We start from the raw sequence: 13,269 nt of genomic DNA on the forward strand, positions 1-13,269 counted from the left end.
AGCAACGTGGATTGTGGCTATTATTCAGCAAAATTTTTTCTCAAAATGTTTCGGCAGGGATCCTGCACTCTGTTTTTCTGGTATGAAATAAGAGGGAGGGTCAGGTGATAATAAACGAGACGGTACTGCGTTATCATCAGGGTAATTTATCAGAGACTGAAAGATTACTATGACTGGTAATAAAACGATGGCAGGTAAATGGTTGTTATAGAAGGCTGATAATCTGATAGCGAGCCTGAAGTATTTAATTTCTTAGGGGGAAAGTCATTACGGTTAATATTTCTACCTGTACACTAAAGCGGAAAAAATATTCACAACGGCAGTGTTGGTGTAACGGGAACCGGGCACAGGAAAATATAACAGATCGTTATTACCGCACAAATTAACAACCCGCTCTGGTATTTAAAGTATCGTTCTGCAGGTATCTGTTCACATCATGAGACAGCACCGTTGCCGGGCGTTGTTGGCCGATCAGGAGAAGTCTGTACGATCGCCTCGTGTTGTCGGATGAGAAATCACAATAAACTCCACTGGCGCATCGCTGTTATTTCTGGCCTGGTGTTTAGCGTGTGGCGGAATTTCGATTCCCTGTTGCGCACTGATATCATGCACTTCGCCCTCCAGCTCCATCGACAGTACGCCCTGAAGAACAAAGAAAAACTGCCGGGATGAAGCATGATAGTGTCTTTTCTCACGGGTGGCGGGCGGCATTTTTTCATGAATGACTAACATATCTTTGCGGTTTATCAGATACCAGCCATCGCACCCGTCTCCCCAGACATAATGTTCTGCATTCTCTTTTGAAATCATCGTCCTGCGCCCTGATTGTTGTTGTAAGGATTCAAACCCCGGCTAACTATACAAGGCCAGGTTGTTGACGCTCAAATTTTAGTGTTGGTAATAACCTCAATGGATTTTTGGCTGTGGTGGTAACCTAATCGATCATGACCCGCCAATGGCGTGTCATAGATTGAGCGGTGCACGCCTGACAGGCTGTAACGGAGGATGAGATATGCACTGGTTTAATCAGGACAGATTTGATGTTCGCCTTGAGTGGGGGACAGCAGCAGTCCGTTACGCGGCAAAGAATGTGGAGTGTATCGTGATCGTCGATGTGATGTCTTTCTCCACCTGTGTCAGCATAGCGGTCGATAATGGCGCACAGGTTTATCCTTACCCCTGGAAGGATGCATCTGCCATCGGTTTTGCAAACAACATCGGCGCACGGCTCGCCAGCTTCGACAGGTTATCTGACAGGGACGGTTTTAGTCTCTCGCCTGCGTCGATCAGGAAAATAGCAGAGGGCGAGAAACTGGTACTGCCGTCTCCCAATGGATCAGCGATTTCATTCCTGGCCCGGGATGTGGATACGGACGTCACCGTATTCAGCGGTTGCTTCAGGAACCTCTCGCAGACTGCAATGGCCTGCCGGGACTTTAAACGCATTCTGGTTATCCCCTGTGGGGAGCGCTGGCCCGATGGCACGCTTCGGCCGGCCACAGAGGACTATGCTGCAGCCGGTGGCATTATTGCGGCAATCGGGCATGACCGTTGCTCCCCGGAAGCAGCAGGTGCGGTTGCCGCCTGGCAGCAGTTGAATCTATTATCTCTTCGCGAATGCGCTTCAGCGCTGGAACTTCAACAGCGCGGATTTCAGGAGGATGTCGATCTCTGTCTGGATCTGGATAGCGCGCAGTGGGCCTGTCAGTTGCAGGGTGATTTTTATGCGGCAGGTTCATAACGAGGCTGAGCCTGTCAGCGCATTGTTGTCCTGACAGGCTCAAAATTAAGTGGTTACTTCTTCTTATTCAGCATCGACTTCAGATCGGCAAAGGGATTGTAGGTCGCCTCACCAACATCTTTTTGTGCATCCTCGCCTGCGACAACGCGGGTGCCATACTGGTCAGCTTCGGTGTACTTCGAGTGCTCATGGTCGTGACAATAGAGACACAACAACTCCCAGTTGCTGCCATCTTCCGGATTATTGGTGTGGTCATGATCAATATGGTGAACCGTCAGCTCGCGCAGATTTGAATAAACAAATTCGCGTGAGCAGCGCCCACACACCCACGGATAGATTTTAAGTGCTTTCTCACGGTAGCCGCTTTCCAGCCGCGAATAGTTTTTAGGGATCAGAGCCATGGCATTGATTACCTGTTTTGCAGAGGTGTTCACGATAGTGCAGACACTATATCCCACAACGGAACCAGAGGAAAAATCATCCTGTTACGCGGGAAGGCGGGCTGACAAGCTCAAAGCGATAACCGGCAGCTACCCGCTACTAAAAACTTAACCTGTTGCCAGCGCTAGCCCTGCCTATCAACAGGATAACGCCAGAAACATGAAGATTTACCGCTTTGCTTAAAATCCCGCGCTAAATGTAATGCCGGATGCCATAAACTGCCCAGAAAATCGCGTTGGCTCCCAGATAAATCCAGCACCCCCAGTAGGCAATGGGTTCGCGTCGGGTACGGAGTTTGGGCAGAAAGATCAGTAAATAGAGTGCAGAGGCGATAAGCGAAACGAAGTAGAAAAATTTCATTGTTCTCTCCTGATTGATATCCTTTTTTCAGGATAGTCAGGGATGACTATTTTGCTCAGTTCATCATCAGATTCGTTCCACACCGATGTTTTTAGCAATCACACCGGATATGACCCGATCAGGCCGCTACAAAATAAACTGGCGGCACCGCGTCGCGATCAGCCCGGTTGAGGAAAAGATCATGTCAGGATGTTTAACCGGATGTGACAACCTATAATCAACGCAGTTTGTTGACCTGCAGGAATGCAGGTTTTACTCCCGCCCCACAGGATGAGATCCCGCTGATGTTTTCTCGCTTTTTTATTTATCGTCCCGTGTTCGCATGGGTTGTTGCCATTTTAATTATGCTGCTTGGTGCGCTTTCCATCACCCTGTTGCCGGTTGAACAATATCCTGATGTTGCACCGCCCTCGGTAAATATCAGTGCGACTTACACCGGTGCCTCTGCGGAGACGCTGGAGAACAGCGTCACTCAGGTGATTGAGCAGCAGCTGACCGGGCTGGATAATCTGCTCTATTTTACCTCCAGCAGCAGCTCGCAGGGGAATGTGTCGGTCACCGTCACTTTCAGTCAGGGCACCGATCCGGATACCGCGCAGGTGCAGGTGCAGAACAAGGTGCAGCAGGCGCTCTCGCGTCTGCCCAGCGAGGTGCAGCAGCTTGGCGTTACCGTGACCAAATCACAGTCGAACTTCCTGCTGGTGATGGGGCTGTATGATACGACAGGTAAAAGCAACAGCACCGATATCGGCGACTGGCTGGTCAGTAATATGCAGGAGCCGCTGGCCAGGACTGAAGGCGTCGGTGACATCCAGGTGTTTGGCGGCCAGTATGCGATGCGCATCTGGCTCGATCCCTTCAAGCTAAACTCTTATGCGTTGCAGCCCTCCGACGTGTCGGCAGCAATACGCTCGCAGAACATTCAGGTTTCAGCCGGTAAAATCGGCGGCCTTCCATCACCTGACAATCAACAACTCACGGCCACGGTCAGAGCGCAGTCACGGCTGCAGACGCCGGAACAATTTCGCAACATCATTGTTAAAAGTGATAAAAGCGGCGCCATCGTGCGGGTAGGGGATGTGGCGCGGGTAGAGCTGGGCGGCGAATCTTATGACATGACCACCCGACTCAACGGGCATCCTGCGGCGGGTGTCGGCGTAATGCTGGCACCGGGTGCGAATGCGCTGGCCACGGCGACGCTGGTCAAAAACAAAGTTGAAGAGTATCGCCACTCGATGCCGCAGGGCTACGAAGTGGCCTATGCGCTCGACAGCACCGACTTCATCAAAATCTCCGTTGAGGATGTGGTGATCACCCTGATTGAAGCCATCGCGCTGGTGGTGGTGGTGATGTACCTGTTCCTGCAAAACATCCGCGCGACGCTGATCCCGGCGCTGGCGGTGCCGGTCGTGCTGCTCGGCACCTTTGGTGTACTGGCGCTGTGCGGCTATACCATCAATACCCTGACGCTGTTTGCGATGGTACTGGCTATCGGGCTACTGGTGGATGATGCGATCGTGGTTGTGGAAAACGTTGAGCGCATTATGCATGACGAAGGTTTGCCGGCGCGTGAGGCAACGGAAAAGTCGATGAAGGAGATCTCCGGTGCGCTGGTGGCTATCGCGCTGGTGCTTTCCGCTGTCTTTCTGCCTATGGCCTTTTTTGCCGGATCAACCGGCGTGATCTATCGGCAGTTCTCCGTCACTATCATAGCCGCCATGACCTTCTCTGTGGTGGTGGCGCTAACCCTGACGCCTGCGCTGTGTGGCATGCTGCTGCGGCCAACAGCACCCCATCGCAAAGGCTTCTTTGGCGGGTTTAACCGCTTTTATGCTGCCACCGAGCGTCAGTATCGTCATAAAGTGGTGAAAACGTTGCGTCGTCCGCTAATCATGGTGTCACTCTACGCCGCAATGGGCGTGGTGCTGTTTGTGATGTTCACCCGACTGCCAGGCAGCTTCCTGCCGACCGAAGATCAGGGCAGCATTATGCTTCAGGCGACGTTGCCTGCGGGCGCAACCGCCAGCCGCACAGAGGCCGTTAATCAGCAGATTGTTGACTGGTTCCTGACGGAAGAGAAACAGAACATTGATGTGGTCTTCACCATCAACGGCTTTAACTTCAGCGGTGCGGCGCAGAATGCCGGTATGGCGTTTATCAAACTTAAAAACTGGGACCAGCGACCCGGCAGTGAGAACTCTGCCGAAGCGATTGCCGGACGCGCCACCTATGCGCTTGCGTCGATTCGGGATGCGCAGATCTTTGCACTGACACCGCCGTCGGTGCCGGGGCTGGGACAGAATAATGGCTTCACCTATGAGCTGCTGGCCAGCGGTGGCACCACGCGTGAGCAACTGGGTAACCTCCGCGATCAGCTGTTGCAGAGCGCCGCGCAAAGCCCGGAACTGATCGGCGTGCGGGCGAATATCCTGCCACAGACTCCGCAGCTGCAGATTGATATCGATACCAGTAAAGCGGTGGCGCTGGGACTTCAGCTGGATGATGTGACCGACACGCTGACCAGCGCCTGGGGCGGAGCTTACATCAATGACTTTATTGATCGTGGCCGGGTGAAACGCGTTTATCTGCAGGGCGATGGTCAGTATCGCTCCGCGCCGTCGGATCTGGATAAGTGGTACATCCGTAACAGTGAAGGCAGCATGACGCCGTTCTCAGCGTTTGCTTCGACCCGCTGGACCATGGGACCGGAAAGTCTTAACCGCTACAACGGCTCTGCCTCGTATGAAATTCAGGGTCAGAACGCCGAAGGGTTCAGCTCCGGTGATGCCATGAACACCATTGAGCGGCTGGCCAATGAACTACCGGCAGGCACGACGGGCGCGTGGAGCGGACTCTCGCTGCAGGAGAAGCAGGCGGGCGGGCAGTCGACCACGCTTTATGCGATCTCGATTCTGGTGGTTTTCCTCTGCCTGGCTGCGCTGTATGAAAGCTGGTCGGTGCCATTCTCCGTACTGTTAGCGGTGCCACTCGGTGTATTGGGTACGGTGCTTGCCGTGGCGCTGCGCGGATTAAGCAACGATATCTACTTCCAGGTGGCGTTGCTGACTACGGTCGGGCTGACTTCCAAGAACGCGATATTGATTATCGAATTTGCCGAGGATGCAGTGCGTCGGGGCAGTTCGCTGAGTGCTGCAGCGTTACTGGCGGCACGCACCCGTCTGCGACCGATTATGATGACCTCACTGGCCTTTATCGCCGGGGTGATACCGCTGGCGTTGGCGACCGGTGCCGGTGCTAACAGCCGCATCGCCATCGGCACCGGTATCATTGGCGGCACGCTGGCAGGTACCGTGCTGGCATTATTCTTCGTTCCGCTATTCTTTGTGCTGGTGAAGCACTATCTGACCCGGCATCGTGACGCAAAATAATGCTCTCAGCTCGTCTGTCCGACAGGACTGGCGGGCTGAAATCACGGCTCCTCCGGTAAAACGTGCCGTCAGATCCGCTATCCGGGTCGCGCATACCAGAGAGGTGAAAAAGCGTAAAAGTATTTTATGGCAGAGACAGATGAGGGGCGAAAATCGTCGTGGGTTCACTCAGGAGAGATGCCACTCCATGGCGTAAAACGTCCTAAAGCGCTTTATTCAGAATTACTTAGAAGGACGGCGACTAATCTTGCCTCCTTTCCGACCGGCTTCCCTGGCTTTCTCATGATCATTTTTGAAATTGCCCCCACTGACTTTGCCTCCTGCACTGCCAGCTTCACTCGCACGTTCCGGATCGTTGGCAAAATTACCGGCACCACCTCTGTATTTCTGTTGTGTCATAGGAAGACCTCATATCAATGTTCCATTAGATAAAAAGGACTAGCTAGTCACACCAGGAAGCATAGTCGCCCGCTTCGTTTATGCAAATGCACAGCGTCAAGGCCTTGATAAGGCAGAGATTAAATTTCTTCTGCCGGTTAGCCACAGCAGGGCAATGACTGATGAGCTACGCTTAAAGGCCTGACGAAAAAGGAGAATGCTATGAGCGACGCGACATTAATCGACACGCTTGAGTTTGGTTCTGACGAGCAGAAGCAGAAATATGAAATCTACGGCGATGATGCACAGACGCCCACTTTTGCTGTGATCTCACGACAGCAGGGCGATAGCTGGCAGAAACTGGAGGAGAAAATCACTTTTGCTGCGCAGGATGAACAGCAGGAAGCGATGGGATCAATGGGCTACGGCTCCGGCGATACGCTGCCCGATCTACGCGATTTGACTGCCGAAGCGCGGGAGCGTTGCGAACGGCACTGGCAGGAGCAGAGTGCATAATGAGCAGAGAGCTGCTCATTTTTAGCAGTGAAGGCGTCCGATTAAGAGAGACGCCAGGAGGCCGCAGAATAAACCTCTGAGTGCTCTCTTTTTCCGACAGCCACCACATAACCGACCCAGCGCATTAACGATCATCCAGTGTGACCCGTACAGGCTCAGGGTTCCTCAGGCGTTCTTTAACGCTGTCTGCTAACGTTGCATCTTCGTCACTGAGTAACGTCTGCTTAAAGGGAAGACGTTCATTATCTGCGATATATTCAGCCATGAGGCGCAGCGCATCAGATGGCGTTACACCCATTTTTTCGGGCGCAGCATAGGATGGTGTTTTCAGATCATCATCGATTCGAATGTTAATTGTGCCCAGGGTCAGCCCTTTTGTATTTACATTTGACATTACAATTAGCGTATTGGTGAGTCTGCATCGCAAACAGCAGACATCAGTTACCAGCACAGCTTTACATCTGCCCGCCAGACTCTCGTCCTGTATTATTTTATGCTACGAAAATGTAACAAACTCATCCATTAAACCAACTGCAGCAATCGTTAAAGGTTTTCCCGCTGGTGGCGATAACTCAATGGCGTTGAGCGCGCCAGTCAATGATGAATCCGGCACTCAGCGACGAGTTCTGAACGCGAACGGACCTGCATTTAGCCCTCCTTTTATACACATCAGACAATGCGAATTAAGCGCAAGTTACTCACATAAAAGCGAAAATAATAATATGTCGATCATTAAGACGATCAAAAGACGCCTGCCTGTTGCCCGTCTTAGGCGTAGCAGCCAGCCAGCGAATGGCACCTGGGATTGTCGTGCGTTGCCAGATTCACTCTCTTCCATTGGTTTAAGCTCGCGCGCGGGCGGGATCCTGATGACGTTTGTTCCACCAGAAGCCGATTTTCAGCGGGTCAGTCAGGCCTGGCAGCGCTTTAACACCCCCGATCTGACGGTGCTGACGCTCTCTTCCAACGGTGCGCTGAGCAGCAGTCGATCACAAAGTACCTACTGTGAGGGGAATGGCCCGGAAGGAAGCTATCTCTGGCTGCCCGACACGCTGATCGCCAGTCATGAGACACACATTGTCGACCTGCATGTCGCCGACACACAGACCGCCAGCCAGCGTATCACCGCCATCCAGCAGGAGCTGGCACGGTTGCAGGTGCGGATGCCGCTTTCGGCGGATCGTACTTTCGCCATGATTTACTGCGATGGATTGTCAGCGTCAGAAGGCTTTCTGATGCAGGCCTGGTACAACTGTGGGCGTTTTCCCTGCCTGGCGATTGGTGGTTCAGCGGGCGGCAAAATCACCTTTGATGGCACCTGGATTGGTGCGGGTGGGAGGGTACTGCAGGGCAAGGCTGTCATCGTGTTCTGCCAGATGGCAGCAGGAAAATCCTTTGCGCCGTTTAAAAGCCAGAACTTCACGCCACGCGAGCAGAGCTGGCTGATTGCTGAAGCCGATCCGATTGCGCGCACCGTCACTTCTGTATTTAACCGTCAGGGTCAGCAGCAGCCGTTTGTCGCGTCGCTGTGTGAACATCTCAACTGCACCGAAGCGCAGTTGACCGAGCGGCTAAAGGGGTTAACTTTCGGCGTTAAAGTCGGTGGGGAGTACTTCATTCGCTCGATCGCCAAAATTGAATCGGGTGGCGTGCACTTTTTCTGTGACCTTGAGTTTGGCGATCGGCTGTTCCTGATGGAAGAAAAAGACTTTAAACAGGCGACACAGCAGGAGTGGCAGGCTTTTACTGCCCGGCATGGCAAACCGGCCGCAATACTCATGAACGACTGTATCCTGCGTCGTGTAGGTAATGCTGACAAACTGCACAATGCCCACTTCTTCAAAGGGATTGCCGCGGCCGGCTTTTCCAGCTTTGGTGAAATCCTGGGCGTGCCAATCAATCAGACGCTTTCGGCGCTGGTGTTTTTCAATCATGACGTCAAAGCGATGAGCCAGTTTCCGGTGGAGTATGCCGGTTACGCTGCCCATTACGCGCAGCGCGCGTTGCGCCGCTGGGAAGCGCTGAACAGCATTCAGACACGGGTGCTGGATCGGGTGATCAACTATCAGCAGGCGCTGACGCCGCTGATGGAGGCGCTACCGGTACTGGAAACGGCGACTCACAGCCAGGGCGAAACGCTGAGTCTGGCAGAAAGCAGTATCCGTAACATCAGCAACATCGCCACTGAGAGTCAGCAGGCGCAGGGCCGGCTGGATGAAGGGCTTGACGATCTGGAAAAAATATCGAATGGCATCAATGAGATTACGCATGGCATCAGCAATATAGCTTTCCAGACCAACATTCTGGCGCTGAATGCCGCTGTCGAAGCAGCACGTGCAGGCGAGGCTGGCCGCGGCTTCGCCGTAGTAGCAGGCGAAGTTCGTCGTCTGGCACATTCGTCGAAAGAGCAGGCTGAAGCCACGGCGAGTAACATCGGCGAGGCGGTTACCACCATCTCACGGATCCGGCTGGTGGCCAATGACTCGGCACAGACGGCGGCACAGATGGCTGAGCGCAGCATCAGCGCGGCCGATACGCTGGCAGCCATGAATCAGCAGACCCGACATGAGCGCGCCGACATTGCGAAGCATCTCGGCAGCCTGCGTGAACTGACGCAGGGAATGGACGCGATGCAGGAAGCGGTCGCGCAGCTCAAAGTGTTACAAACGCTTTCCGGGGCGCAGGTTAAAGGCTGATTTATCAACATAAAAGACAAAAAAGTGCGGTGTAAGCGTAACGGCCAGGCAAGGCAGGCTTTCAGTTGTTACACTTGTCGGTGATTAACCACGCAGAGGTACTAATGAAAATCAAAAGTTATGCAGCCATGCAGGCTGGCCAGGCCCTTGAACTCTATGAGTACGATGCCGCCGAACTGGCAGCCGAAGAAGTCGAAGTCCAGGTGGAATATTGTGGCGTCTGCCACTCAGATCTGTCGATGATCGATAACGAATGGGGCATCTCTCAGTTCCCGGTGATTGCAGGACATGAAGTGATTGGCCGGGTTTCAGCCCTGGGCGAAGCGGCTAAAAGCAAAGGTCTCTCAATCGGCCAGCGTGTAGGAATTGGCTGGACAGCCAAAAGCTGTCAGCACTGCGATGCCTGTATCAACGGCGAGCAGGTTAACTGTCAGCAGGGCAGCATCCCGACCATCATGAACAAGGGTGGTTTTGCCGAGAAGCTGCGCGCCGACTGGCAATGGGTTATCCCGCTGCCGGAAAAACTGGATGCGGCCAGCGCCGGTCCGCTGCTGTGCGGCGGTATTACCGTATTTAAACCCCTGCTGATGAGCAACATCACTGCGACCAGCCGTGTTGGCGTGATTGGTATTGGCGGTCTGGGCCATATCGCGATTAAACTCCTGCACGCGATGGGTGCCGAAGTCGTGGCCTTCAGCTCAACGCCGGATAAGAAGCAGTCGATTCTGGATATGGGTGCGGATGAAGTGGTTAACAGCCGTGATCCTGAAGCCCTGAAGAAGCAGGCGGGTCGTTTTGATCTGATCCTGAGCACCGTGGCAGTCGACCTGGACTGGAAACCTTATTTCGCCGCGCTGGCACCTCAGGGTAAATTCCACACTGTGGGTGCCGTAATGAAGCCGATTGAAGTCAGTGCTTTTGATCTGATCCTGGGCGACAAAGCGGTAACCGGTTCATCAACCGGCTCACCAGGCCAGCTGCGCTCGCTGTTGCGACTCGCATCGCGTGCGGATATTGCGCCACAGGTTGAATTCTTCCCGATGTCAGACATCAATAAAGCGCTGGATCACGTCCGCGCCGGTAAAGCCAATTACCGCGTGGTTCTTAAAGCCGATTTCTGATGCGAATCTGAAATGAATATGCCGCAGCCTGCTGCGGCATTTTTTTTGTCCTCATGTTGTCAGCCCTGCTCCTGATAATTTGTTTCACAATCAGGTCATGCCCTTTCTTCCATCAAGCTCGGACTCCCGTCAGCGATACATTCAAAACTGGCCCGAATCCATCGAACACTGTCCTGTGAGCCTGTCACGGGCAGGTCAGAGCATGCGGTAAAGTGAACTTATCGCAGCCTGTAAGCCTGGCTGATATCAAAACAGACCGTTTATGGAGCACACAATGAAGCTGACCCAGATTCGTAATGCCACACTGCTGCTGGAGTATGCAGGCAATAAATTCATGATCGATCCGATGCTGGCTGATAAAGAAGCGTGGCCAGGCTTTACCGGTAACGCCCGTCCCCATCTACGCAATCCCATGGTTGAGCTGCCTCTCCCGGTTGAGGCGCTGCTGGAGGTAGATGCAGTGATTGTCACCCACACACATATGGACCATTGGGACGAGGCTGCGCAGCAGCTTATACCGAAGACGATGGTGATCTATAGCCAGAATGAAAGTGATGCAGCGCTGATTCGTTCGCAGGGTTTTGCACACGTTCGGGTGCTGCAGGATGAAAATTCGTTTGTCGACGGCCTGACAATCCACAAAACAGAGGGTCAGCATGGCAGCAATGCGTTGTACGCCGACAAAACAATGGGCGATATTCTGGGTGATGCCTGTGGTCTGGTGTTTACCCATCCGTCAGAAAAAACGCTCTACATTGCCGGGGATACCGTCTGGGTTAAGCCTTATGTCAGAACGCTGCAACGTTTTCAGCCGCAGGTCGTGGTAATCAATGCCGGCAATGCGACTAACGATCTCTATGGCCCGATTATCATGGGAAAAGAGGATACGCTGCGTACGCTCAATATTCTGCCTGAAGCGACACTGGTAACTTCGCACATGGAAGCGATCAACCATTGTCTGCTGACACGCGCTGAACTGCGAGCTTACACCCAGGAACAGGATATTGCTGACCAGGTAGTGATCCCGGAAGATGGTGAAACGATGATGTTCTGAGCATCGTGGCATTAAACCGGCCCAGTTGCGCGGTTCATTCTTAATCATACATTTTCACACAATAAGGGGGGGAAGATGGCTGCTCTGAGAGTTGCTGTGCTGGCAACAGCCGGTTTTAGTCCATTTCATTTTTCAGTTCCCTGCATTCTGTTCGGCTCTGCTCTGCCGCAGCACGATCTGTTTCATATTGATATCTGTGCAGAAAAATCAGGCCCGGTGATCTCAGAGATGGGGCTGTCAATCATGGTGGCGCATGGGCTAACCCTGCTTGATCAGGCAGATATCGTTATCGTGCCATACTGGCACAATCCGGACGAAAAACCGTCACAGGCGCTGCTTGATAAGCTGGTCGCTACCTGGCAGCGTGGCGCGGAGGTCGTCGGACTTTGTCTGGGGACTTACGTACTGGCTTATGCAGGCCTGCTTGATCAGCATCGGGCTGCTACCCACTGGGAATTTGAGCGTGACTTCAGCGAACGCTTTCCGCAGGTTCTGCTCGACAGCAATGCCCTTTATACCCGGGACGATCGTCTTATCACCTCTGCCGGCACTGCGGCGGGTATCGACTGCTGTCTGGACATCATCCGTCAGCACTATGGCAGCGCCGTAGCGAATCGGGTGGCCAGACGTATGGTGGTGCCGCCTTACCGTGAAGGCGGACAGGCGCAATTTATTGAGCGGCCGGTTCCGGCGTCCACGCGAGACGGTAAGATCAATGCACTGCTGGCATCCCTGCGAGAGAATCTGCATCTGCCGCAGGATCTGGACTCACTCGCGCACACACTCAGCATGAGCCGGCGAACGCTGACGCGCCATTTTCATAAGGCGACGGGGATGTCACTGGGCGATTGGCTGACGGCTGAGCGTCTGCAGCGTAGCCAGCAGTTACTGGAAACCACCGGCATCAGCATTGAATGTGTAGCAGCAAAGGCAGGCTTTGATTCACCTGTCTCATTCCGGCAGCGTTTCAAATCCCGGTTTGGCGTCTCTCCCAGCGAGTGGCGCCGGGCGTTTCGTGGTCCACAGAAGAGGGTGAACGACGAGAAAGTGGCAAAAGATAACGCATGATCAAGTCGGGATGGCTATCGGCATTCCGGGATTTTAATGCCGGAATAGTGTCACACAGTAGCGGTCACTATTCCGGCAGAAATGTTGCGATTAAAGCAGGAAATCATCCAGCGACTGACCATTTTCAATCGCCGCTTTAATGACGGAGGGCGTTCGACCCTGACCGGTCCAGTAACGGACCAGGCCATTTTCATCGGTGTAACGGTATTTGGCCGGACGTTTCGCGCGTTTCTTTGTACCGGTTGCGGAAGGCGATGCGCTATTTACCAGCTCCGCTGGGTTAATGCCTTCTTCCAGCAACAGCTCCTGGTAAAACGCCAGTTTCTCCGCTTTTTCACGGGCTTCTGCTGCCCGCGCGTTTTCCTCATCACGACGCTCATTTACTACGGTCTCTAATTTCTGGCGCAACTCTTCGAGCATATCCAGAGCCATATTGCGCGCCTCTGCACGAAGCGTGCGGATATTATTCAGGCTGCTCAGGTTCTTATTCATAAATTTCCTCAAA

The 13,269-nt window shown here is 53.5% G+C and carries 13 protein-coding genes; 7 read left to right on the plus strand and 6 right to left on the minus strand.

Annotated elements, in window-relative coordinates; translation table 11 throughout:
* Positions 1-471: 471 nt before the first annotated feature.
* Entirely contained in the window at positions 472-810 is a 339-nt protein-coding gene (locus ACTJKZ_RS18755) for a cupin domain-containing protein (protein ID WP_285088901.1), read from the minus strand.
* Positions 811-1,012: 202 nt separating this feature from the next.
* Here ACTJKZ_RS18755 and ACTJKZ_RS18760 point away from each other — a divergent pair, with 202 nt between their 5' ends.
* Complete coding sequence (locus ACTJKZ_RS18760; protein WP_285088903.1) at positions 1,013-1,741, plus strand: 2-phosphosulfolactate phosphatase; 729 nt, start codon at positions 1,013-1,015, stop codon at positions 1,739-1,741.
* Between the two features lie 53 nt (positions 1,742-1,794).
* Here ACTJKZ_RS18760 and yajD read toward each other — a convergent pair whose 3' ends face one another.
* Positions 1,795-2,142 (minus strand): HNH nuclease YajD, encoded by a 348-nt coding sequence (yajD, locus tag ACTJKZ_RS18765; protein WP_013356513.1) that lies wholly within the window; start codon positions 2,140-2,142, stop codon positions 1,795-1,797.
* 232 nt (positions 2,143-2,374) lie between these two features.
* Positions 2,375-2,542 (minus strand): hypothetical protein, encoded by a 168-nt coding sequence (locus ACTJKZ_RS18770; RefSeq protein WP_190285975.1) that lies wholly within the window; start codon positions 2,540-2,542, stop codon positions 2,375-2,377.
* 284 nt (positions 2,543-2,826) lie between these two features.
* On the opposite strand from ACTJKZ_RS18770, the gene ACTJKZ_RS18775 reads away from it, so the two are divergent.
* Positions 2,827-5,931, plus strand: a complete 3,105-nt coding sequence (locus ACTJKZ_RS18775) for an efflux RND transporter permease subunit (protein WP_161736672.1) — start codon at positions 2,827-2,829, stop codon at positions 5,929-5,931.
* Positions 5,932-6,153: 222 nt separating this feature from the next.
* On the opposite strand, the gene ACTJKZ_RS18780 is transcribed toward ACTJKZ_RS18775, so the two are convergent.
* Positions 6,154-6,330, minus strand: a complete 177-nt coding sequence (locus ACTJKZ_RS18780) for a general stress protein (protein ID WP_009093122.1) — start codon at positions 6,328-6,330, stop codon at positions 6,154-6,156.
* A 201-nt stretch (positions 6,331-6,531) separates the two neighbouring features.
* Between ACTJKZ_RS18780 and ACTJKZ_RS18785 the strand changes: the two genes are divergently transcribed.
* On the plus strand, positions 6,532-6,825 hold the full coding sequence (locus tag ACTJKZ_RS18785) for a hypothetical protein (RefSeq protein ID WP_161736671.1): 294 nt from the start codon (positions 6,532-6,534) through the stop codon (positions 6,823-6,825).
* A gap of 124 nt (positions 6,826-6,949) precedes the next feature.
* On the opposite strand, the gene ACTJKZ_RS18790 is transcribed toward ACTJKZ_RS18785, so the two are convergent.
* On the minus strand, positions 6,950-7,189 hold the full coding sequence (locus tag ACTJKZ_RS18790) for a type II toxin-antitoxin system RelB/DinJ family antitoxin (RefSeq protein ID WP_161736679.1): 240 nt from the start codon (positions 7,187-7,189) through the stop codon (positions 6,950-6,952).
* A gap of 358 nt (positions 7,190-7,547) precedes the next feature.
* On the opposite strand from ACTJKZ_RS18790, the gene ACTJKZ_RS18795 reads away from it, so the two are divergent.
* The 4 genes from ACTJKZ_RS18795 to ACTJKZ_RS18810 all read left to right on the plus strand — a co-directional run bounded on the left by ACTJKZ_RS18795 (position 7,548) and on the right by ACTJKZ_RS18810 (position 12,764).
* Positions 7,548-9,521 (plus strand): methyl-accepting chemotaxis protein, encoded by a 1,974-nt coding sequence (locus ACTJKZ_RS18795; protein ID WP_222925694.1) that lies wholly within the window; start codon positions 7,548-7,550, stop codon positions 9,519-9,521.
* A gap of 104 nt (positions 9,522-9,625) precedes the next feature.
* Positions 9,626-10,642 carry an NADPH-dependent aldehyde reductase Ahr gene (gene ahr, locus ACTJKZ_RS18800; RefSeq protein WP_107320469.1) on the plus strand — a complete coding sequence of 339 codons (1,017 nt, stop codon included), beginning with the start codon at positions 9,626-9,628 and terminating at the stop codon, positions 10,640-10,642.
* Positions 10,643-10,916: 274 nt separating this feature from the next.
* On the plus strand, positions 10,917-11,696 hold the full coding sequence (locus tag ACTJKZ_RS18805; protein ID WP_161736734.1) for an MBL fold metallo-hydrolase: 780 nt from the start codon (positions 10,917-10,919) through the stop codon (positions 11,694-11,696).
* Between the two features lie 75 nt (positions 11,697-11,771).
* Complete coding sequence (locus tag ACTJKZ_RS18810) at positions 11,772-12,764, plus strand: GlxA family transcriptional regulator (protein ID WP_440829926.1); 993 nt, start codon at positions 11,772-11,774, stop codon at positions 12,762-12,764.
* A 90-nt stretch (positions 12,765-12,854) separates the two neighbouring features.
* Here the strand turns inward: ACTJKZ_RS18810 and ACTJKZ_RS18815 are convergent, their stop codons facing one another.
* Entirely contained in the window at positions 12,855-13,256 is a 402-nt protein-coding gene (locus tag ACTJKZ_RS18815) for an H-NS family histone-like protein (RefSeq protein WP_161736736.1), read from the minus strand.
* Positions 13,257-13,269 lie beyond the last annotated feature (13 nt).

This window comes from Pantoea sp. 22096 (assembly GCF_052045955.1).
GTDB classification, from domain to species: Bacteria; Pseudomonadota; Gammaproteobacteria; order Enterobacterales; family Enterobacteriaceae; genus Pantoea; species Pantoea alfalfae.

Coding starts and splice junctions, on each gene's coding strand:
- yajD (WP_013356513.1), bottom strand. CDS start 2,142: ATGGCTCTGATCCCTAAAAACTATTCGCGGCTGGAAAGCGGCTACCGT.
- ACTJKZ_RS18785 (WP_161736671.1), top strand. CDS start 6,532: ATGAGCGACGCGACATTAATCGACACGCTTGAGTTTGGTTCTGACGAG.
- ACTJKZ_RS18760 (WP_285088903.1), top strand. CDS start 1,013: ATGCACTGGTTTAATCAGGACAGATTTGATGTTCGCCTTGAGTGGGGG.
- ACTJKZ_RS18770 (WP_190285975.1), bottom strand. CDS start 2,542: ATGAAATTTTTCTACTTCGTTTCGCTTATCGCCTCTGCACTCTATTTA.
- ahr (WP_107320469.1), top strand. CDS start 9,626: ATGAAAATCAAAAGTTATGCAGCCATGCAGGCTGGCCAGGCCCTTGAA.
- ACTJKZ_RS18815 (WP_161736736.1), bottom strand. CDS start 13,256: ATGAATAAGAACCTGAGCAGCCTGAATAATATCCGCACGCTTCGTGCA.
- ACTJKZ_RS18810 (WP_440829926.1), top strand. CDS start 11,772: ATGGCTGCTCTGAGAGTTGCTGTGCTGGCAACAGCCGGTTTTAGTCCA.
- ACTJKZ_RS18775 (WP_161736672.1), top strand. CDS start 2,827: ATGTTTTCTCGCTTTTTTATTTATCGTCCCGTGTTCGCATGGGTTGTT.
- ACTJKZ_RS18755 (WP_285088901.1), bottom strand. CDS start 810: ATGATTTCAAAAGAGAATGCAGAACATTATGTCTGGGGAGACGGGTGC.
- ACTJKZ_RS18780 (WP_009093122.1), bottom strand. CDS start 6,330: ATGACACAACAGAAATACAGAGGTGGTGCCGGTAATTTTGCCAACGAT.
- ACTJKZ_RS18805 (WP_161736734.1), top strand. CDS start 10,917: ATGAAGCTGACCCAGATTCGTAATGCCACACTGCTGCTGGAGTATGCA.
- ACTJKZ_RS18795 (WP_222925694.1), top strand. CDS start 7,548: ATGTCGATCATTAAGACGATCAAAAGACGCCTGCCTGTTGCCCGTCTT.